Genomic DNA, 20,845 nt, shown 5'->3' with positions numbered 1-20,845 from the left:
TTACAGTCAGTATGCTTTTGTAAAAGCATATATGAATGAGAAAACCGACAACTGGATCAAAGCTCATGTCCAGATGTTTGGTAAACGGTAGAACGGTTCTTTCCACATTTAGTTGAAATTGATGTATTAAAGTTATATAATACATTCAAAATATATTTACCAAGAGGGATATTTATATGGACGAATTTATTAAGTTACTTGACCCAGCCTATGAACTAATACAATATCGCATAAAAGAAGATAAAGTGATTTTTCATATTGCATCAACAATAACTGAATTAGAATGTCCGTTTTGTGAAAGAAAAACATCTAAAGTTCATTCTATTTATGAAAGAGAAATTCAAGATCTTCCTATGCAAGGAAAAAAGGTCATTCTGTTGGTAGATACCAGGAAAATGCGATGTATGAATCTGGACTGTTCTCATAAAACTTTTTCCGAGAAACATCCATTTGTGGCTGCTAAATCGAAAAAAACGAACAGGTTAATCCAAAATATTTTATATACATCATCCCAACTAAGCTCGTTGAATGCTTCTAAACTTTTAAAAAGCGAAAATATTTCAGTTTGCAAAAGCAGCATCTGTGATCTGCTTAAAAAAAATGCCATCCATTGTGGATAAATCTTCTGTAAAAATGGTATGTGTGGATGACTTTGCTCTCCGTAAAAGATTTTCTTATGGAACAGTTATGATAAATTTGGAAAATCATCGGATTGTTGATATGATTCCGTCAAGAGATACAAATGATGTCTGCAACTGGCTGAAAACGTTTCACAATATCGAAGTTATTTCAAGGGATGGAGCCATTACATACGCATCCGCTGCTACAAATTCTCATCCTGATGTCATACAGATTAGTGACCGTTTTCACTTGATAAAGGGACTTTCGGAAGTTATCTGTAAATATATATTTCGTGAGTTTCCTGCAAGGGTTGAAATACCATTAACAGAAAGCGTTACGGATGAAATGAAAGCATTATATAACACTGCAAACCGGTCATTGCGTATAAAATTCGCCCATGAAAAACGCAGGGAAGGACTGACCATATCGGATATAGCATTATTGTTACATTCATCACCTAAAACAATCCAAAAATATCTTGCGATTCCAGAAGACCAGATTCCAGAAAGCAAGGAAATTGCCAGGGAACGGCAACACCAGCTGGCAATAAAACAAAAAGAACAGGAAATAAAAGAAGCAAGAGAAATGGCTTTGGCAGGATATCCGATTGAGCAGATTGCATCTCAGATGCACCGTGCCCATAAGACTATACAAAATTATTTAAATCCTGATTTTTCAGTTACAAATGGTCACTATAATGTTCGAATTCCAGGAAAATTAGCTCCATATGAGAACGAGGTAATAAAACTCAGGAGCCAGGGATTAACGTATCCCCAAATACATGATATTATTTGTAAAAAGGGATATACTGGCAGTGTAGCTTCGTTACGAATGTTTATGCAAAAAGAAAGAACACGAATGCATGAACAGAATTAAACAGAAAAGCCGCATTCTGAATATGTGCAAAGGAAATCCTTATGCCAGCTGGTTTATAAAAAACTCGAGGATATTGGCACAATCACTGTCAAACAGTATCAGGAAGTATTAAAAAAATATCCTTTATTGAGTGAGTTATATACATTAACCAAAGACTTTTGTAATGTCATATTCTCTAAAAAACCTACAAAATTAGATGAATGGATCAATGCAGCACAAAAATATGATATCCCTGAACTTCAAACATTCATAAACGGCATAAAAAAGGATATAACAGCTGTAAAAAATGGAATTATATATTCGTATAATAATGGCTTAGCAGAAGGCAGTGTAAATAAAATCAAAGTCATAAAACGGGTAATGTATGGTCGAAACAGTTTTGAACTATTGAAAGCGAAAGTGCTATTCGGAGAACTCTTTTACGTTAAATTCAACTAAGTATGGAAAGAACCGTTTTACCGTTTACGTTTGATGGAAGTAGAATATATGATTGCATTATCGTGGGGTATACACAAGGTGTAGCAGCATTCTGTATAATGGCGATGTTTGCAGTTCTTTTCTATGATGCAGGAACCAATATGATGATAGATAAGATTTGTGAGAATAGTTTTGAAATATATTTGTATCATTATATGTTTGTTGTGGAACCAGTATCTTTAATGAATCTCACAGGTAGCTGGCTGGTGAATTTGATGTGTGTGCTGATAGTGACATGGGGAGTGGCAGTTATTATGCAAAAAGTATCAAAAGGTTTGCTTATGAAAAAATAGATGGAGGTAGTGATATGTATAAGATTGAAATTGAGATAGAAGAGATGGAAGATATTCGTGAACTTATGCAAATGGAAGAAGAGAACGATGAAATTGACATTATTACTGAAAAAAATTTTACCGGAGATATAACAAAAATTGAAGTGTTTATAGGAGCACTTGAAATCTTAATACCGTTGGTCCGTTCATTAATTAAAAATAAGAAAGTTTCCTCAATGAAGCTTGATGGTGAAAAAATAGAATTGAAAAATGTTTCTGAAGAATTGATCGAAAAAGTGTTGAAGGAAAAATATAAAAATAATTCGGACTTAGAAGAGCAATAAAACGTTTAGTTTATTTGGTGAAATGAGGGGAAATGTGCTTAGTGAAAGTGAAATATTAGCAAAGAAAATTGCAGATCGATGTTGCAGGCAAAATTTAAGACAATCAGAAGGAATTCTGGAAATTGTAAACGATTGTAGTGCAGATCTTGGAATGAAAGTACCAGAAGTAATATGCTGTGAAACATTAACAAGAAGTTTGAGTGCGTTTTATTTTCGTAAGAATCCATATTTGATTTATGATAGCTGTCTGTTGGAGGCATTATACATATTTGATCATATTTGCTTGTTGGGAAATCAAAAGAATGATATGAAAAAATTCTTTTTCAAATTAATTGGTGAAGAATTTATCCGTAATGGAAATTTACAATGGAGTTTATATTTTTCGGGAAAATATAGAACAATGGAGTATCTTTTTGAAAAGAATGAAGGGTATGATTCTCATACGATTCATTATATGCTTTCAGCACAGACATATTTTCTGATAGGTCATGAGTTAGGGCATTTAGCTGTTGGAAGAAAACAAGGCGGCGGTGTACCTGAGGACTATCATAAATTCGTAAGGGCATCTATGCGAGTGTTAGATAGCCGCATTTTAGAGGATTGTACTTTCGAACAATTTATTAAGGAGAGGTATGGATATTTTATAGAAAAACAGCCAACAAATATAGAAAAGTATTATAACGAACTTTTTAATAGTCAAAGGTTTCAGCATTTTATTGAAGAATGTTATTGTGACTGGAATGGTGTAAAACTTTTATTGGAACATTATAATGAGCCGGAAAAGTCAATAAGTGCTATTTCACATGTGTTTAATTATCTTATTTTGCAGGAAGCAATTCGCAGTGATATTACAGCAGATAAACTTTTTTTTGAGAATGCGGATCATCCTGTATCAAGAGCTATGTACTTTTCGGTACTCAGAATGGAAATATTGCTGTTGGCAATTCAATTCAATAAACTTGAAAAAATAGAAGATGGATTTCGCAAAGTCCAGGAACAGTTTGGGTTAATGAATTATTGGCTTGATATAATAAGGGATATTCCGTCTTATGAGTCGTTTTGTGTTGTTGATGAAAAGAGCATTCAGGGAATGGATAGAAAAAAGTTGACAGATTCATTAATAAATTGTTTTTACTATGCACATATAGAATGATGAAAGTTTTATATAGGTGGAGGTGAATCATGAAGTAAATAGTAATAAATAAATCAAGAATTATTAGGCAATGTGATGTGGAGATAAATGATTTTGTGGCGGTTGCAGATAAAACTGTGGAAACTCAAGATTCCCCCCATTGCAAAAACAAAACAAGTGTGATATTATAAAAAAAATTAATTTTAAATTGAGGTGAAAAATGAGAAAATTGCTTATGAGTACTCGGAGATTATCAGATAAAGAAAAAATTGCAAATAGTTCACCTTACAGAAGTTTGCATTCGGCTTCTAAAGGTTATTCTTTTCAGAAGAAGGAAAGACGCACAAAAGGTTATGCACATGATTTTTCAAATATTCATGGTTGGAATTAACAAAATATAAATTTATAAAGCTTAAAAAGGCTCTGCAGTAGATTGACTGGGAGCCTTTTAGTATACCAAATTTACAGGAAGAGGGAGCAGAAAATGAAAGAATTTGCCGGTATTCTATTCACATTAAAGAAAAGAGTACAGAATATAGTTGAGAATGATTTACAATATTATAAATATACTTTGTTTGGATTTTATGATGGATTAGATATTAATACGGTAGAAAAATGGTACGATTTAAGACCTAAGGGATTGCAGAATCGTCAGTTACAAGTAGATATGGAAAACCCATTTATGGCACAATACACATTCCGAGCCATATTACCTCCAAATAGAGAAAAATTGGATAAAGAAGGATTTGATTATGGTTTTTGGGAAAGATTTGGAAAATTAAATAGTCAAAATCAACAAGAATATCAGGAGTATCAAAAAGAAGTACGTACAGACTATCCGCTATTATGTACGGCAGTGTTGAATTTTTCACAATCGTTTGTAAAACAACAAAGTGATTTAGCTGATATTATGCAAGCAGTGAGGCAAAAATTTAAGAGTAATCTAAAAAATATGAAAATAAAATTGAAAGATTTGCATTGTGCAATTTTTCCGTTACTAGGATATTCTGATTGTATCATTTTGTTTCTTGTAAATGATATAAATAAAGCGGCGAATATTATAGAACAGTTTAAGAAAATCAGAATTCAGATGCAAGATGGTACAGAGGATATTATGGTATCCAACTGTTATTCCATTTGTGGTGTAGATAAATATTTTTTCAATAATATTAAAGAGGACACAGACAAAAAAGTACGGGTTAGTATTCAGATTAAACTTAAGCCTGGGATTTCAAGGGAAATCTTTATAGAGCGATTAAAGGAGACGTTAAAATCAGATGACATAAGTGGCAATAAGGTTTCAAAAGAATTTTTAGAAGAAATTTCAGAGAATGTCTGTGTACAGTATGGAAATGCAGATTGTGTTTTAACAACATCGCAATATTTATCGCAGTATTTGCAATGGCATAAACAGGAACAGATTTTTAGTTCAGATAATGATTTTTTTAAGAATTATATAGCGGAAGTTAAGACAAGTTTGTATACAAAACCAGAAGAGTGTGAAGGTACTGTAAAGATGCAAAACTATAGTATTTGCACGACTACACAGAGAACAATAAAATTGAATGGATGGGAAGAATGTAAAAGATTTTTGGAAAAATATAAAAAGCAATTAGAAAAATATGGTATACATTCAAGAAATTCCAGAGAATTACATAAGGTGATGAAAAATTTTGAAATAATCGCAAAAACTCCGCATGGATTTGATGTAAGAAAAATAATAGGGGATGTTTTTGAATGTTTCATTAAAGCATTTGAAATCGATGACGATGTTGCAGAAAAAGCAATAATAATGGAAGAAAGGGAAATAGCATTATCAAAATTTTTAGAACATATGAAAGGGCTGATTACAGATCTTATTCATTCAGAATCTTCATTCTTAGAAGGAAGTCCATTGACTCATGCTACAATAAGTTCGGCAACAAAATTACTGTTTGCATATAGTTCCATGTTGCAAATTTTAACAGAAAATTTGCAACAAAATGAACACTTCTCTTTTATTGTGTCAAGTGGTGGATGTGATAAGACGCAAGTCGTGGACTCATTTTGGTTTTATGAGGAACAATTGGATAGCAATACTTTCAAGCCGATAATAGTTATTATTCCAGAAACAAGCTTGTACGATGTTCAGGGAACATTGTTTCGGGTTCTTCATGAATATTTCCATTTTATTGGGAACAGAAGACGAAGAGAAAGATTTGGGCATATTGTGAATGCATTGGCAAATTATATTGCGGGCGATATCAGTAATGAAGTTTTTGCAGAAGAAACCTTAGAGTTTTTGGAAAATAAGATTACGAGGTATCTTGCCAGAAATGAGAAAATGAAGGTGAAACAATATATTAGAGGTGTCTATGAAGAGAAAAAGGAACGCGTATGGGAAGAAATAAAAGAAAAAATAGCAGAGAATCCAAAGTTTGAAGAATATGATAAATTAATAGATGAAATTAAGTTTTATCGAACAGTTATGGAGAGAGAAATTTTTGATATAAAAAAGATGTATGATTTGTTTTGTGGTACAGATAATAAAGTACAAAACGATATTTATAAGATCGTATATGAAAACCAAAGACAAATGTATGCAAAAATTGAAGAAAAATTGAAGGAATTATGGGAAGAAGAGCAGAAAGAAAAAAAAGTAAAGATCCAAATGGCTCGGAATGCCATAAAGTCTCTGATGTTTGGCTATGATTTCGAAAGTCAAAACCAGGAAATAAAAGACAGAAATCTTGTAAGAATCATTAAAGAATATTTTGATGATTTGTTCGGTAATGTAATGATTTCAGAAAATCAGATGAATATAGTGTATGGCGAATTAATGGATGCGATTCTTTCAACGATGAGTGAGAGCTTTTCAGATTGTTGTGCAGTAAAGACGATTGGAGTGAAAGTGGAAGATTTTCTTTTGGCATTTATTTATGAAGCATGGGATGAAGAGGAAGCTTTCCCAGATACAATAGAGGGGATTTTGCGAATTGGGGCAGATCTTAAAATTTTATATAATATACAGGGAAAACTGCCGAAAAGTGTAGAGAATAAAATTATAGCAAAAGCAAACATAAGAAAAGAGCAGAAGTATCAATATCATAATGTTGAAGAAATGATAAAAAGGATTCAATGGATTTTGGAGAAATATCAAGAAGAAGAAAGTCAGTGGATTGCAGGAGAAGTGGAAAAATATTTGGAGAAGTGCTGCAATGAGAAAGTTATAAAAAAAAGCAAGGACTTATATGAATTATATAAAAAAAGTGACATGGTAAAGAAGAAAGATGCCTATGAAATGGTTGGAAATCTGATAGGATTATGGAAAAAACTGGGGGATTACAGATGAAAGTGAAAGATATTCTGTTAAAAAATGTAAAAGACAAGAATAATAAAAAGTTAGAACAATTAAAAAACAGATTAACAGCAGAGGAAAATAATGAAGAGAAAGATAGTGGACAAAGAAAGAAGACAGAGTGGATGCTATGCCTTGGAGCCGGGGTAAGTATTTCAGTTGGATTGCCGAATTGGTATAAGCTTCTTGCTACAGTGACAGCACAATTATTGCCGACATCAGAGAGAAGTAGCCCAATTGAAGAATTTGATAAAGATGTAAAAGAGTTCTATGATAAGTACGGCTACAATGATTTGGAGTTTATTAGAAAATGGGAGAAAGCTTTACAGGGAGAATATGAAGATGTGTTTCATGAAATTAATTTGCTTGAAGCAGGAGAATATATTCGAATTTATCTGAAAAAAGATTTGGGTGGTTCAAAAGAAGAAAATCAGGGTGAAGAATTTGAAAAAAGAGTTAATTATACATTGAATCGTTATATCGGAGAAGCATGCAAATTTGACAAAGAGATAACAGAAGAATCGTTAAAAGATACTACACTGTTAGCAGTGGCAAGATTAATGAAAACAGAAAATGATGCATTAATACATAATGCAATTACATATAATTATGACAATTTGTTGGAAGCGTCTTTAAGGAGAATATGCAAGTGCCCTGAGGAAAGAGTACATTCGATTATAAAGGAGCACAAGTTACCAGGGCTGGCTGGGGAGAATGATTGGAATATTTATCATGTACATGGAAGGATTCCAGCAGTGGATGAAGAAAAAGAGCCTATGAGTGCCAAAGTTATTTTAGCGGAGTCGGATTATTATGAGGAAGAACAGGTTAATTATAGCTGGACAAATGTGCTGCAATCTTATGGAATGTTGAGAACAAATATGATTTTTCTTGGTTTTTCTGGTGCAGATTATAATTTTCGAAGATTAGTAAAACATATAGAGAAAGAAAAAAGAGACAGACAGCAGTATTACATATTTTTTTCAGTTGATGGTATCGTGAAGTCTGTTTTCAGTAAATATTTGAAGAAATTCAGTTTGGATCAATGTATAGAAGATATGAAAAACGGCAGAAAATATGCATATGAACAACTGTTTATTAATTATTTGATAGATATACAAACAACATATTGGAACAATCATGGCTTTCAGGTGATTTGGTCATCACATGAGCAGTTATCTTGTGATTTAGAAAGATTACATGAAAAGCCGGAATTAATACAACAATAGGCACAAGTATTGATAAAATATAAGAACAATATTGAGATTCAAAAAAGGGACTGTTATAATAAAGCCAGAGAATACAAAAGAATTCATGTTTGGAGGGAAATATGATAAGTAGCCAGTTTAGTGACAAAAGGATTGATGATATATTTACAGTTATTCCAGGCAATATTGTTGATCTGAAAGATAAAGATGGAAATCAAATATTGATTTTAGACGCTATTGTTAATGCTGCTAAACCTACACTTATGGGCGGAAGTGGTGTGGATGGAGCAATTCATGAGCGTGTGGGAAAAATATTAAATCAACCAAATAATCCTGAAAATATGTCTAATGAAAAAAGATTTAATTGTATGATAAAGAAAGCTTTGGGTGAAGAAGAGAATGCACCTGATTTTAAGATTCGATGTGAGGCTGGCGGTGCTGTGACTACAAAGGTAGATCCGGAACCACAGGAATTTGCAAAATATATTATACATGCAGTTGGACCTAAATATGACGGTGGTTCAGGATGCATAAGAACTTTGAAGAAATGCTATGATAGTATTATGAAGGAAATTTTTAAAAACGGAGATATTAAAACAGTAGCTATACCGGTTATCAGTTCTGGAAATTATGGATTTCCTTTTGAATTCGCACTGCGGATTGCAATTGCATCAATTGGAAACAGTCTTTTAAAAGAAAAGAACAGAAATTATGATAATTTTCAAAGACTGGAAAGGATATATTTGGTTATTTATGAACAGAGACATCATCGGGACGCAACAAATATTTATAAGAAATTTGAAGAACAATTAAAGACAGAGAAACATATGGTATTTTGGGGAGCATGGGAAAAACAGGTGGCTTATTGCCGGGAGATTCTAAAAAATGATTCTTCGCAACGAAATTATTTTACTTTAACAAAAATGTTCAGATTGTTTTTGGTAGCGGTAAGATTTCTTTTTCCAATTCCAATGCTTATAGAGAAGTTTTTTGGAAAATTCAGTTGGAAGATGCGTAAAGAGGTAGTGGAAATAAATACTCTGGTCCGAACATTTATTCCAGTACTATGTTTGGCGATTATCGGAGTATTAAATAAAATGGATACTGTTTGGTTAAATACGCACCTTGGGTTTGTGAGATTTTTATCCTTATTATCTGTATATTTTATGTTAGATACAATTACATATATACTATCATTGATTTTTTTGACAGATTTAATGGGACCTTCTGCAAACAGAATCAGGACAAATATTTTATTAATCTTCAATTATATGGGGATGCTTTTTGGCATTGCACAATTTTACTATACACATTTCTGGAATAAGATAACAATATGGCAGGCATTAGATTATAGTATTTTGGGAAATGCAGCTATTGAAGAAAATCCAATTACAATGACATTAAGAGTGATAGAATATTCAAAAGCAGGAATACAATTTTTCTTTTTAGTTCTGACATTTACATTTTTTCTATCTCACTTACAGCAGAGGGTATATATGGAATAAAAATGGTAAGCTACTTTATTACAGAAGTTTGCTGGTTAGGATGTTGTTGCAAACAATTTTAGAAAATATAAGTAATTTGGTAAATAGTCAAGAGGTATTTTAAAATGATTTTCAGAAAAAGGGTAACTTTAGCAGACTTGGATACTTATAAAAAAATGTAGATTAAGATTTAGCATGGATCGCTTATTCTTTTTCAGAGGGTAGAGTTGGTCTTTGTCCAGCAACCCATAGATCCGATTCCTGGGATAGATTTATGGATAAGAAAGGCATGTGTTATATGAGCCAGGATACATACTTTCGGATCAGTTTCGGACAAAGCCGACTAAAAGGATTAGAAGCAGTGCCTTTGAACTTCAGACTCTATTGATATTTTACCACAGGATTAACTATATAGAGGGGAGTTAAATATGTGTAAGTGTATTAAATATTCAGAAGTGAAAAATGAGATACAACAACATTTAAAGAAAGGAATGTTGATTCCTGTTTTAGGTTCAGGATTTACAAGAGAATGTACGAGTCGGGCAGGAAAGGTTCCTTCCGGAGATGACTACAAACAATACATGATAAATGAAATTATAAAAGTGAGAGGATATGATATTTCAAAAAAGCAAAATATACAGACAAACAGTTTTCTGAAATATCAACAATATATCACAAATCTGTTCCTGTAAAAGAACAAAGGGCTTATTTGAGAAATAATTTTACAAATGTTATATTGGATGAAAATAAGAAGAAATTTTTGGATATAGACTGGCCGTATATTTATACGCTTAATACAGATGATGCCATTGAACATAATAGCAAATATACAAATGTTGTTTATTCGAATCGAAAAATATGGGATGATGTGTTTGACCAGGAAAAGTGCACAATAAAGTTACATGGTCATATTGATGATATTTTATCATATGAAGATTCAAAATGTGAAATTTTTGATCAAATGCAATATATCAGAAGCCTTCGGGATAATAAGATATTGTTGGAAAAATTAAAGCATGATTATGAGTATTTAAATCTGATATATATATAGGCTGTGGTTTATCAAATGAAATTGATTTACTTTCGGTCGTGTCTGCTACACTGTCTAATGGCAGCCACTATTACTGTACGGTTACAGCACCTGATGAAGACGATATGATATTATTGGATGATTATGGAATTACACATTGTGTATTGTTCGATTCGTATGATGCTATATACAGTGAAATTGTATCTGCGGCTGATGAAGCAGAAAAAATAGATTCAAGTGATTTGGATAAATATAAGACATATGAATTTGAAAAACTTAAAGATGGATTTGATGTAAATAAGTCTTATTTGTTTCATGGAAAAAATTTGATAGATAGTAAAAGAAAAGTTTTATTACCTGATTTTTTTATATCTCGGGAAATAGCAGATGATATTATAAAAAATACTAAGATAAAAGGTACACAAATTTTAGTAGGACAGGGATGCAGCGGAAAAACATATGTGACCATAGACATTGCAAGAAAAGTTGTTGACAGAGATGTTTTTGTATTCCAGTCTCGTGAACGGATAAATGATGAAGCTTTTGAAATATTGATAAACAGGGAAAAGTGTCTGGTAATTACTGATAGCAAGGCACTCTCAGTTCAGCAGATTGAAAAGGTTATCCGAACGGATTCGAACAGGATAAAATATAGTAATAGTTTTATTGTTGTTGAAAATAAGAGTAATCGTGATCTGCTTAGTCTTTTAGCACTTTTGCGGTTAAATGAAACTATTAAAGAGGAAGAACTCATTCCTTTTGAACTAAAAAATAAATTAAGTGAAAAAAAGACGAACGAGCTTAATATCAAATTAGTGCGGTCAACATTTGGTGTTTTTTCTAATACCAAATCTATAGCAGATAATATTATTGATATTAGCTCACGTCTGATACAAGGGAATCAGTTTGAAAAAATAGCACCACGAGTCGGGACAGTAAAAGATGTGGCATGTCTGGTAGCATTGGCGACAATGGAAAAAATCTATTCGGAAGATGTAGTAATATTGAATCTTGAAGAAGAATTTATGCTCCAGAAGAAAAAAGCCTCACCATTGATTGAAGATGAAGGAACTTGGGATTTTGAGAAAAGTATTGCAAAAAATTCACCTATGAAGTACGTGGTAAATGCAGAATTCTGGCTTTGCAGGCAACTGGATTCTCTGGAAAAAAGTGAAGAAGGATGTAAAAGAGTCATTGAAGCATATCGCTATATCGTGTTAAAACAGATTGAACATTATGGTAAGCCGGATCTGAAGCGTGGAGAAAAGAATGCATCATATAAAGACTATATATTGTTTGATAATATTAACCAGATTTTTACATCTCAGGGAACTGCGTTGATCCGAGGTATATATGAATCATTAAATGATTTACTTTCAACAGATCCTAATTATCTTCATCAACGTGCGAAATGTTATATCAGATCAGCATTAAAAACAAAAGATTTAGAACAGAAACAAGAATGGTTAACGAAGGCTCAACGTGATGCAGCTTCTTCGCATAAAATTTTTGAAGAACGCTACGAGAAATGCCAAAACGAAAAAATACAAATCTCAGCAGCACATACTGCATATACGGTTGCACTTACATTGTGTCATCTGGCGGGACTGTCAAATTATGAAAATATCAAAATAAATGAAAAAGCTATTGAAAATTTATATTTGGCATTGTCTTCTCCATATAATTCGATAGAATTTATTAAAAGAGATAAAGCTTATAATTACAATAATATTGTGGAAACCACTATTTCAACATTAGCGGCAGACATGACATTGATTTCAAATGATAAATTAAAAGATAATGTTACAGAACTTATAAAAATGCAATTAACAGAGAATCTTAGATAAAAAGTACCGGAAAAATGGTTGGGATATGTATGGCGGCGGTCCGGAAGAGGAAGAGAACAGGGCTTGTGAAGAACTGGAAAAGATGCAGGAGCTTTTTGGAGATCATAATTTGCCATGGCAGTTTAAGGAGCGACTTTATCTGGCGGATTATCTGGCAGAGAATTGTAATGGGTATTATCAAGATATCGGAATTTCAAAGAGAAAAATAAAAGGAAAAGATTATTAATGGGGTTATTGAATAAATGGTAAATGTTTATGCATGGAATTATCATCGAATCTTTCTGATCATGTTATTTTTGCTTATCCTCTGGCGGATTTTAGCAAGGTATATAAGAATCGACATCTGGAAGATTTTAAATTTGTTTGGAGCAGGGGTATCGTTTTTTCTGATTCTCAAGTTCACGGTGCTGGGGAGAACACCTTCCGGTCTGTATCAGTTTGTGGTGATGGCACCTTATTCGGATGAGTTCTTTCGGGAGTTGCTGATGAATGTCTTTTTATACTTTCCACTGGGACTTACGCTCGGGGAGCTGATAGGCTGGCATCGGATCTGGCTGGCTCTGGTTCTGGCAATTGTGATCGAGAGCTGGCAGTATGCGGCCGGGACAGGCATGGCACAGGTGACAGATGTGATCTGCAATACGCTGGGAGCCTGGATAGGCGGTATAGCTTTTCAAAAAAGAAAGCATTGCTTGTGAAAAGTTGTTGCAGATAGTATAATGATAGGCAGTTGTTTTGAGTAGAGGATAAGATAAAACAGAAGGCGTAAGAGGAGAGCAAAACAGTATGAATGCATCACTATTAAATCTATATAATCAAATCAGCATACAACAGTATAAAACGGATATAGGATTTAGGTCTCTGGTAGAGGGAGTACATGATAATTTGTTTGTGATTCCAGAATATCAGAGAAAATTTCGGTGGAATAAGAAGCAGGTAGAAGCGTTGGCGGCATCTTTGATCAGAGATTTCCCGATACCGCCTATTTATACATTTCGAAATAAAAATGGACAGTTGGAAATTTTGGATGGTCAGCAGAGAGTTATGAGTCTGTATTTCTATTATATTGGAAAATTTTTCAGAGGCAGACGAGAAGCAGTTTTTGATTATAGTGATTTAGATATTGAAAATGCAAGAAATTTTGAAGAAGCATTACAAAATAAGTATCACAATATTGTTCCGACAAAATTTTTCATGGAAATTGATGGCAATGAATATGATATAAGCTATGCAACACTTCCAATACAATTGAGGAGAAAGATTGATTACAGAACAATTTCTGTTATTGAAATAAAAGCATCTGGTGTTGAAAATCTTGATATAACATTGCATAAAATTTTTACAAATTTAAATAATGGCGGGAAGCGTTTATCTGCACAGGAACTGCGAAATGGTATTTATCCGTGTCCTTTCAGCCGTATGATTAAATCGTTGAATAAGGAAAACAAAAAATGGAGAGAACTGTATGGAAGAGAGGACAATGAATGTAAAGATATTGAATTACTGTATCGTTTTTGTGCATTGAAAAAGTTTGCAGAGTATGATGGCAAAGAATTTAAAATACATGAGTATAGTAATTCAATGGAAAAATTCATTGACTATTTTGCTGAGGAAGCATTTGATTTTTCAATACAGGAGATAGAGGAATACAGGAATCAGCTGGAAGAGTTTATAAATTCATTAAATATATCCAGAGAATTTTTTCAAAAAAAGACATTGATAGAGGGATTTTTTGTTATTTTTTCAAAAACAGATTTAAACAAAATGAAATTTACCGATGCATTAAGTGAACAGATTTTGAATGATAGTATTATAAATGAAACTCAGAAAGGTGGAACAATTTCCTCAAAAGCTATGAATAAGAGATGGAGACGAATGTATGAAATCTTATCAGGAAATGTTAAATGATTTAAGTGAATGCCTGAAAAATGGTAAGTTTATATACAAAGACAATATTATCATAGGCGATAATTCGAGTGGAAAATCGGATGTGCTTAAGATAATGATGCAGAAGGATGAACAGAAGAAGTACTATTTTATTGATGCGGTAAATCGTTCTTTTGAAGTGGAACAGGTTGGAGAAGAACCGGTTGAAAACGTGAGTTATTCCGATGAAATCAACAGGAATCGTTTAAAAGAAGAAAATTTTAATTATAGAGATTCTTTTTATTATTTAGGTGTTCCAAGAGCAGTTGAGGATTTTTATGCCAACTATCAGTTTGAGTTGAAGAAAATGATGAATGAATTTTTGGATATTTCATTTGATATACGGCTGGGAGAAGTGGGATGGGAAGTATATATAGATGAGACAGAGGTGGCTTTGTCAAGCGGTTATCAGGCACTGCTCAGAATTTTTATAGAAATTTTGTATATGGAGAGTACTCGCAAAGAAGGAACTGTTATTATAGATGAAATAGATGAATTTTTATCAGTGAAAAACAGTGGAAAGATTTTTGACTTCTTGAGAAAAAAATTTCCAATGTTAGATTTTATAGTTACAACGCATTCAGCGGACTTGATTGCAAATACAGAAAATGCAAATTTGATTTTATTACATCATGAAAACTTCGAAGTGCTGGATGCCGGAGATTTTGCAAGTATTTCGCAAGTATATGATATTTTCAGTGCTGTATTTGAAGAAAAGCAAAGGAAAACACAGAAACAGCGGATAGATGATCAGTTAAGAGTTTTATTGAATAATAAAATGTCCGGTATATGGAATGAGGAAAGTACAAGATGGCTTCAGAAATTGAAAAATCAGGAACTAACAAAGGCACAGAAGTTAATAGTCAGACAGATAGAGACATGGTAATGTCTGCAAATGATAAATTTTTATTGGATATGCCCACTTTTTTGCCGGATTACAGTGAACAAGAAGAATATGGATATAAAAACAAACCTGGAAGAAATTTAGAAGAGCTTTTAAGAAAAAGCAGTAAAAATCACTGTATGTACTGTTATTCGCTATTGAAAAATGACAGGGTGAATATTGGTCATTTAGAGCACAGTATAGAGAAAAGTCTTGATGAGTTACATTTAACGGAATGTGTTCCAAACATTGCACTGGCGTGTCCAAATTGTAATCAATCTTTGAAAAAGGTGGGTGAAAAAAAGAGAATAGCAGAGTTACAGGAAGCGAAGATAGAGTTTGAAACAAAACTTGTATGCAGAGGAAACGTGTGCAGAAGTGAGTGTGAAAAATATAAAAAATTAAAAAAAGAGTATTGCAGGAAGGCTCAAATTATTTTGCAGCCGTCAGGGGTAAGAGGGGAAAACTCAAATCTGGAATACAAAATTCAGTATGATGTGAATAATGCAGAATTCATTCCAGATGAAAAATATCAGTATGATGAATATGATTTGGATTATATAAAGCGTCATATTAACAGATTTAAATTGAATGATCCGGGAATTAAGACGAAAGCACTGGCAAATTTTGTGGAAGATGTAATAGAAGCAGATGGAAAGTACAGGGAACAGAGCGAATATCCTAATTATATTGTGGATTTGTTTAAAGAAAAGATAAGGGATATGAGCCAGGAAAAAGTTCTTGAATTGTGTGAGCAGATATATATACGAAATGTGATTCTGTTTCGAACTTAATATAGGATTAAGAATAGAGAAAGCAGAGGTGTTTCATGGTCGATTTACATACACACATTCTCCCGCACCTGGATGACGGGGCTTTTGATTTGGAGACTTCGGTGCGGATGACGGATCTGGCTGCACGCAGCGGAGTGTTTCATATGGCTGCGACCAGTCACGGGAATTATTATGATTATACGTTAGAGGAATACAGGGAAAATTTTGAGAGGCTTCAGGCGGAACTGCGTGACAGAGAGATTCCGGTGAAGCTTTATTCAGGTATGGAGATTTTTATGGATGAGAAGGCCGCAGATCTGCTGGATCTGGGGGAGCTTCTGACGTTAAATGGGACAAGATATGTCCTGGTGGAGTTTGATTTTGAAGAAAATGTCGAAAAAGTGTACAAATATGTTGCCGATTTGCAGACGAGAGGGTATAATATAGTTTTAGCACACCCGGAACGTTATCTTTTTGTGCAGAGGGATCCTGAGTTTGCCTACTTTCTGGCGGAACAGGGCTGTGCACTTCAGGTAAATAAAGGGAGCGTTCTTGGGCAGTTTGGAAGAAGATGCAGAAATCTTGCAGAACAGTTTCTGGATGATGGGATTGTCAGTGTGCTGGCTTCGGATGCACATGACTTTGAGTATCGTACCCCATCGATGAACAGACTGGTGGCATACCTTGAGAGGCGATATCCGAAAAAGCTGATTCGTATGTGGCTGTCGGAGAATCCGAGCCGCATATTAAACGGGATGCCGATTCTCACTACATAAAGGAGTACAGCGATTATGGACAAAAGAAAGGTCTTGGCAGGGGCAGTTTGTGTTCTTTCCCTGGTTGGAGGCTGTGTTTATTATTCAAATGCACAGAAGCAAAAGGATATGGAACCGCCGGTTCTCAGTGCGGATGCGGAGAAGTTTTCGGCAAGCATTAAAGCGGATGAGAAGAAGCTGATCTCCGGCGTGACGGCATTTGATCAGAAGGACGGGGACGTATCGGACAGCATACTGATCGACAGTATCAAAAAGAAGGAAGGCACGGACAGTGATTTCCTGATTACTTATGTGGCCTTTGATAAATCAAGCAATATGGCATCACTTACAAGAACACTTCATTATTCTGACTATCGTCAGGCACATTTTTCCTTTGAACAGGCATTGCGTTTTCCGGAAAATCAGGAGATTGATCTGTTGTCTTATTTTACGGCGGACGACTGTATTGACGGGGATGTCACACCATTTATTACTTTGGATGGTGATAAGGAGGTCTTGGAAGGAGAGCCGAAGAAGGGGATTTATGAGTGCACGGTCAGTGTGACGAACAGTGTTGGTTATACGACGACGCTGCCGATCAGTGTGGAAATCTATGAGGATGGATACGATGAGCGAAATCAGCGTCCGCAGATCATATTGAATCAGTATATTGTATACATGGAAAAGGGCGAACAGCTGGATGCAAGTGCTTATCTGGATTATATCGAAGAGGGAGGAGAAACCTTTGCAGTTTCAGGAATAACTTCATCTGTGGAGGGGACTTCAGAGAGCGAACAGCAGAGTACGGCAAGTAAGCAGATTTCCATGGAGAATATCGAAATCACTTCGAAGGTTGATACGGAAAAGGCCGGAGTTTATACGGTAAATTATCATTATACATCGGAGGAGACAGGATACGACTGCAATGCAAATCTGATCGTGGTCGTTGAGTAGGAGGGGACAGATGAATCAGGAACATTATCAAAATGCAAATACACAGCCGTATGATGTGAAATACATAAGTCGCTGCCTGATGAGAAATGCACTCTTTATTCTGATGTTTGCATGTCTGGCAGGCGTGTTTTCTTATATTTTTCTGGATCACTATAAGAAGGATACTTACACGGCAAGTGTCAATCTCTATGTGATCCCAAGAGACAATGCAGGCACAAAATTCAATTCAAATGGGATCAGTTCGGCGGTATCTCGATGCGTCAGTGCCCTGAACAGTGATATGATGAAAGAGCAGATAAAAAAGGAAAAGGATGCGGATAAGCTGAAGGGAAATCTTTCGGCATATGCAGCCGGAAGTACCAACATCATTATCATGAGTGCGACAAGCAGTTCGGCGGAGAGTGCATGCCGCCTGTTGAAAGCTGGTATTGATAATTATCCGAAACTTTCCGGATATTTCCAGACGGGATATCTGCTGAAGAAGATTGGAAGTTTTGAAGGGAATGGGATTACGGTCAATCATGCAGATGCACCAATCAGTGCACTGAAGGTGGCACTTCTGGTGCTGATTGCAGGATGTGGTCTGGTCGGAGCAATGGCAGTTTTCACTGACAAGGTACATAGTGTCGAACAGGCACAGCAGTTGCTGGATATGGATGTCTTTGGAGCGTTACCGTTTGTAAAGAAAAAACAGGAACAGAAGTCGATTCTGATCACAGATCCAAGGACTTCTTCGCAGTATGCGGAAGCTGTGGACAAGATCGTTACAAAGCTTCGCAGAAAGATGCACGAAAATCATTATAAAGTGCTGATGGTGAGCAGTCTGAAAGAGAATGACGGAAAATCTACGGCAGCGGCGAACCTTGTACTGAATCTGGTGCAGCGTGGTAAGAAAGTAGTTCTGGTGGACTGTGATATGAGAAGATCTGCCGTCTGTAAGCTTTTTGATATTGATATGAAAGATCAGAAACAGCTCTATGATTATCTGACAGAAGAGAGTACACTTCAGGATGTTTTGATTGAATATGGTCAGGACGAGCGTAAGTTTTCCTGTATTTTGCAGAAAAAAGCAGTCTCTGAGCCGGAAAAATTGTTTGATTCGAAGCGATTTGAACATATGCTGAAGGAACTGTCCGGAAGTTTTGACTATGTGATCCTGGATACGGCACCAATCGGCATTGTACGTGATGCGGAGATCATTGCCGGATATGCGGACTCTGTTTTTATGGTCATGAAGCAGGATGAGGTGCATGCAGCATCGGTCAATGATGTGATCGATATTCTGGAGGATGCAGGATCTGTCGTAGTCGGTGGTGTCCTGAATATGGCAAAGGGCGAGAAAATTGCAGGAAACGGCTATCACAAGTATAAGTATGGAAGCTATTACTACGGATACGCTTACGGAAAGGATGGACAGCATGCAGGAAAGTGATAAGGTACGTGCAGAAAGAGTGAGAACAGGACAGCAATATGGTGCCGGTCAGGAAGGAATTGATCTTTTCAGCATGATGGATGATGCACTGCGGTGTTTTCAGAAGTACTGGCTGCAATTTTTATTGCTGATTGTGATCGTGACTGCAGTTTTTATTATTTATGGAAACAGACAGTATGTTCCACAATATCAGGCAAAAGTGACTTATGCGGTAAATAAGACCGGAGATTCGGATACAGATGCTTCCATTGCACAGAGACTGAGCAACAGTATCAGCGTGGTTACGAAAACGGGAGATTTTAAGGATCGCCTGTTTGCAGATGTGGAAGAAGAAAATGTCAATCCGAATTATGTGATATCATCTGCATATACGGACAACTCCAACTTATTTTCTGTTACGGTGACGGCAAACAATTATAACAATGCCAATATGCTGCTGGATCTTCTGGAGAATATGTATCCGGAATGGGTGGCAGGATCCAATGGTACGATTGAATTACAGGTTGTGGATCGGGCTTTGGCAGGCGAAAATCCCGTAAATGGTTATTCAGCAATGAAGCAGCTGGTGGAGGGTGTGTTGGCTGGCGTGATCTTGTGTCTGGCAATCGCAGCATTGTATGCACAGCTGATCAGGACGGTCCGCAAAGAAAGTGATATGAAGAAGATCACGTCCAAAGGATGCATCAGTCTGATACCGGAGATTACAGTCAAGAAACGTGAAAAGAGTAAAAAACAGCAGCTTCTGCTGACCAACAAGCGTGTGGACTGGGGATTTAAGCAGTCTGTGCAGGCGGCTCAGCTTCGTATCGAGAAACAGATGGAACAGGAGCATAAACAGGTTCTGCTCGTTTCCAGTACGCTTCCACAGGAAGGAAAGAGTATGACGGCAGTCAATCTGGCACTGGCATTTATGCAGCATGAGAAAAAGACAGTTCTGATCGATGGAGACCTCAGAAAGCCATCCGTTGCAGAGATGCTTGGAATGGAAGAACAGAAGGGACTTGCAGAGTATCTGAAGGGAAATGCCAAGGTTAAAGAGGTTTTGCAGAAAAAAGGAGATCTGACGGTAATTCAGGGTGGAAAGGTGCATGGCAATATATCCAGCCTGATGGATGAGAGCAGAATGGAAGAACTTATGACTTTTCTTAAGTCAGAATTTGACTATGTAATCATCGATACACCGCCGGCATATCTGTTTTCGGATGCTGCGATCCTGGCGGGATATGCAGATCGTGTACTTTATGTTGTACGTCATGACATGGCAGAAATTCCGCAGATTGAGAAAGGAATGGAATCTTTTATTCAGGAGGATAAACTGCTTGGCTATCTGATCAACAGAAGTCAGAAGGGATTCGCTTCTTACGGAAAATATGGATATGGAAAATACGGATATGGAAAGTATGGCTACGGCAAATATGGAAAGTATCAGAGATATGTAGATGTGAAAGAAGACGATATGGACACGGAAGATTCCTTATAGTGGAGGCATAACAG

At 35.3% G+C, this 20,845-nt stretch carries 20 protein-coding genes; all 20 read left to right on the top strand.

All coding sequences use genetic code 11. From position 1 onward, the window contains the following. Positions 1-176: 176 nt before the first annotated feature. The 20 genes from GPK60_RS15230 (at position 177) to GPK60_RS04515 (ending at position 20,831) form a co-directional block, all read left to right on the top strand. Positions 177-620: a transposase family protein gene (locus GPK60_RS15230; protein WP_252191292.1), complete on the top strand. Its 444-nt coding sequence runs from the start codon at positions 177-179 to the stop codon at positions 618-620. After that, complete coding sequence (locus GPK60_RS15225) at positions 601-1,497, top strand: transposase (RefSeq protein WP_252191291.1); 897 nt, start codon at positions 601-603, stop codon at positions 1,495-1,497. The genes GPK60_RS15230 and GPK60_RS15225 overlap by 20 nt, the downstream gene beginning before the upstream one ends. Positions 1,498-1,521: 24 nt before the next feature. Then, positions 1,522-1,935, top strand: a complete 414-nt coding sequence (locus GPK60_RS15220) for a transposase (RefSeq protein WP_346727713.1) — start codon at positions 1,522-1,524, stop codon at positions 1,933-1,935. Positions 1,936-1,937: 2 nt separating this feature from the next. Further along, complete coding sequence (locus GPK60_RS04595; protein WP_215658957.1) at positions 1,938-2,267, top strand: hypothetical protein; 330 nt, start codon at positions 1,938-1,940, stop codon at positions 2,265-2,267. Between the two features lie 14 nt (positions 2,268-2,281). Continuing rightward, on the top strand, positions 2,282-2,590 hold the full coding sequence (locus GPK60_RS04590) for a hypothetical protein (protein ID WP_215658956.1): 309 nt from the start codon (positions 2,282-2,284) through the stop codon (positions 2,588-2,590). A 22-nt stretch (positions 2,591-2,612) separates the two neighbouring features. Then, a complete protein-coding gene (locus GPK60_RS04585; protein WP_215658955.1) occupies positions 2,613-3,743 on the top strand; it encodes a hypothetical protein in 1,131 nt (376 codons plus the stop codon). 463 nt (positions 3,744-4,206) lie between these two features. Then, positions 4,207-7,053, top strand: coding sequence for a hypothetical protein (locus tag GPK60_RS04580; RefSeq protein ID WP_215658954.1), 2,847 nt, complete (start codon positions 4,207-4,209; stop codon positions 7,051-7,053). Beyond that, on the top strand, positions 7,050-8,288 hold the full coding sequence (locus tag GPK60_RS04575) for an SIR2 family protein (protein ID WP_215658953.1): 1,239 nt from the start codon (positions 7,050-7,052) through the stop codon (positions 8,286-8,288). The genes GPK60_RS04580 and GPK60_RS04575 overlap by 4 nt, the downstream gene beginning before the upstream one ends. Before the next feature lie 101 nt (positions 8,289-8,389). Further along, positions 8,390-9,772, top strand: coding sequence for a macro domain-containing protein (locus GPK60_RS04570; RefSeq protein WP_215658952.1), 1,383 nt, complete (start codon positions 8,390-8,392; stop codon positions 9,770-9,772). A gap of 407 nt (positions 9,773-10,179) precedes the next feature. After that, the gene (locus GPK60_RS04565) at positions 10,180-10,443 is read left to right on the top strand and encodes a hypothetical protein (protein ID WP_215658951.1); all 264 of its coding nucleotides are present in this window, start codon (positions 10,180-10,182) and stop codon (positions 10,441-10,443) included. A 463-nt stretch (positions 10,444-10,906) separates the two neighbouring features. After that, positions 10,907-12,628, top strand: a complete 1,722-nt coding sequence (locus GPK60_RS04560) for a hypothetical protein (protein ID WP_215658950.1) — start codon at positions 10,907-10,909, stop codon at positions 12,626-12,628. Between the two features lie 25 nt (positions 12,629-12,653). Further along, entirely contained in the window at positions 12,654-12,854 is a 201-nt protein-coding gene (locus GPK60_RS04555) for a hypothetical protein (RefSeq protein ID WP_215658949.1), read from the top strand. Between the two features lie 16 nt (positions 12,855-12,870). After that, complete coding sequence (locus GPK60_RS04550; protein ID WP_215658948.1) at positions 12,871-13,326, top strand: VanZ family protein; 456 nt, start codon at positions 12,871-12,873, stop codon at positions 13,324-13,326. Positions 13,327-13,414: 88 nt separating this feature from the next. After that, positions 13,415-14,536, top strand: coding sequence for a DUF262 domain-containing protein (locus GPK60_RS04545; RefSeq protein WP_215658947.1), 1,122 nt, complete (start codon positions 13,415-13,417; stop codon positions 14,534-14,536). Further along, a complete protein-coding gene (locus GPK60_RS04540) occupies positions 14,508-15,440 on the top strand; it encodes an AAA family ATPase (RefSeq protein ID WP_215658946.1) in 933 nt (310 codons plus the stop codon). The genes GPK60_RS04545 and GPK60_RS04540 overlap by 29 nt, the downstream gene beginning before the upstream one ends. Beyond that, positions 15,365-16,231, top strand: a complete 867-nt coding sequence (locus tag GPK60_RS04535) for a hypothetical protein (RefSeq protein WP_215658945.1) — start codon at positions 15,365-15,367, stop codon at positions 16,229-16,231. The genes GPK60_RS04540 and GPK60_RS04535 overlap by 76 nt, the downstream gene beginning before the upstream one ends. A 35-nt stretch (positions 16,232-16,266) precedes the next feature. Further along, positions 16,267-16,986: a CpsB/CapC family capsule biosynthesis tyrosine phosphatase gene (locus tag GPK60_RS04530; RefSeq protein ID WP_215658944.1), complete on the top strand. Its 720-nt coding sequence runs from the start codon at positions 16,267-16,269 to the stop codon at positions 16,984-16,986. A 15-nt stretch (positions 16,987-17,001) separates the two neighbouring features. Continuing rightward, on the top strand, positions 17,002-17,919 hold the full coding sequence (locus GPK60_RS04525; protein ID WP_215658943.1) for a bacterial Ig-like domain-containing protein: 918 nt from the start codon (positions 17,002-17,004) through the stop codon (positions 17,917-17,919). Positions 17,920-17,929: 10 nt separating this feature from the next. Further along, positions 17,930-19,351 carry a polysaccharide biosynthesis tyrosine autokinase gene (locus tag GPK60_RS04520; RefSeq protein ID WP_215658942.1) on the top strand — a complete coding sequence of 474 codons (1,422 nt, stop codon included), beginning with the start codon at positions 17,930-17,932 and terminating at the stop codon, positions 19,349-19,351. Further along, positions 19,293-20,831 carry a polysaccharide biosynthesis tyrosine autokinase gene (locus tag GPK60_RS04515; protein ID WP_215658941.1) on the top strand — a complete coding sequence of 513 codons (1,539 nt, stop codon included), beginning with the start codon at positions 19,293-19,295 and terminating at the stop codon, positions 20,829-20,831. Before GPK60_RS04520 ends, GPK60_RS04515 begins: the two co-directional genes overlap by 59 nt. The last annotated feature ends 14 nt before the right edge of the window (positions 20,832-20,845 follow it).

Origin of the sequence: Ruminococcus sp. MCC718 (genome assembly GCF_018783905.1) — a bacterium.
Classification (GTDB): domain Bacteria; phylum Bacillota; class Clostridia; order Lachnospirales; family Lachnospiraceae; genus Hominisplanchenecus; species Hominisplanchenecus faecis.
This window is presented reverse-complemented; position numbering and strand designations above follow the sequence as displayed.